2 protein-coding genes are annotated in these 1,738 nt (G+C 43.8%); both read right to left on the bottom strand.

Annotated features, from left to right (window positions below):
• A partial coding sequence (locus ABYB02_RS16905; RefSeq protein ID WP_372763524.1) for a class II glutamine amidotransferase occupies positions 1-716 on the bottom strand: 716 nt, incomplete at its 3' end.
• A gap of 60 nt (positions 717-776) precedes the next feature.
• On the bottom strand, positions 777-1,541 hold the full coding sequence (locus ABYB02_RS16910; protein ID WP_372763525.1) for a DeoR/GlpR family DNA-binding transcription regulator: 765 nt from the start codon (positions 1,539-1,541) through the stop codon (positions 777-779).
• Positions 1,542-1,738: the final 197 nt, after the last annotated feature.

The following is a 1,738-nucleotide window of genomic DNA, read 5'->3' on the forward strand; positions in this document are numbered from 1 at the left end:
ATGTTTGATTCAACCACTTCACGCTCTACAGCGTTGCCATCGGCATCAAAAATTTCTACTGTGTCACGTGTAATACGTGCTACGTCGCCTTCTTCTAAAAAGATGAAGCTGCGCGTAACCGGTAATAATGCTAATTGGTCAGAAGCAATAAAGTTTTCGCCTAGGCCTAAACCAATTACCAGTGGGCTACCTGAACGCGCAACAATAATTTCGTTATCATTGTCTTTATCAAATACTACAGTACCAAACGCACCTTCAAACTGCTTAACCGCTGCTTGTACCGAGGCTAATAGGGTTTTATGTTGCTGGCGCAGCTGATGAATTAAATGCACCATCACTTCGGTGTCGGTGTCTGATAAAAACTCGTAACCGTCACCTTTAAGTGCGGCACGTAAGCTTACGTGGTTTTCAATAATACCGTTATGAACTAGTGCTAATTGGCTGTTTGACACGTGTGGGTGTGCATTGGCTTCGGTAACGCTGCCGTGAGTTGCCCAGCGCGTGTGCGCAATGCCGGTATGGCCGCTAACACCAGACTCTTCCAGTGCCGACTCTAAGTTAACTACTTTACCAACCGCTTTGACCGTTTTAAGCGTGTTGCCATCAAGCAGGGCTACGCCTGCTGAATCGTAACCACGGTACTCAAGACGTTTAAGGCCTTCAACTAAAATTTTATTTACTGGACGTTCTGCAACTGCCCCAACTATTCCACACATAGTGTCTCCATTAATTTTTTAAATATTTGCCCGCTTATAACCTGAATTCAAGTTAGTGGGCTATTCCATAATCTCTGCGCAAATTAGTTTTACACCACATGCCGCTATCGCTTCGCGTTTATCTTGCGCTAAGCCGCTGTCGGTTATTAATGTGGTTACTATTTTCCACGGTAATTCTAAATTAGGTATTTTGCGGCCAATTTTATCTGACTCAACCATCACGATAACTTCACGCGCGGCGGTTGCCATTACTTGGCTTAACCCAACCAGCTCGTTAAAAGTAGTGGTACCGCGCTTTACATCGATACCATCGGCACCAATAAATAGCTGATCGAAGTCGTAAGAGCACAGTACGCTTTCAGCCACTTGCCCCTGAAACGACTCTGAATGCGGATCCCAAGTGCCACCGGTCATCAGTAGTGTTGGCTCATTTTCGAGCGCTAATAACCGACTCGCCACTTTAATGGCATTCGTCATTACCACTAGCCCACGCTTATTAGCAAGCTCTGGGATCATCGCTGCGGTAGTACGGCCGCTATCAATAATAATGCGGTTATGATCTTTGATAAGTTTTGCTGCCGCTTTGGCTATAGCCACTTTACGTTTTGAATCTATTTCATCGCTGACGATTTCTTTTGGTAATGCAATAGCACCCCCATAACGGCGCAGTAACAGGCCGCTTTTTTCCAGCGCCGTTAAATCCTTTCGAATGGTCACTTCTGAGGTTTGAAACTGCTCAGCTAATTTTTCCACCGCCACTTCACCTAACTCGTTAACCTGAGCCAATATATTGTGACGTCGCTGCTGGGTATTTCGTTTAGTCATAAGTGATAGTTAATTAAGTTTCGTTTCGAAAGATGCGCAATTTTAAACGAAACTAATTAAATGGCAAGTGAACGAGCAAAAATAAAGCAATTTAATCGCATTAAAAACCGCCTGCAAGTGCGGTAAACTAGTCAAAACTTCATTATTTAAATAACCCAATGCAGCCATTTAATAGTTTAAACAAAGAGCACTTAGCA

This window comes from Pseudoalteromonas sp. (assembly GCF_041613455.1).
GTDB lineage: Bacteria > Pseudomonadota > Gammaproteobacteria > Enterobacterales > Alteromonadaceae > Pseudoalteromonas.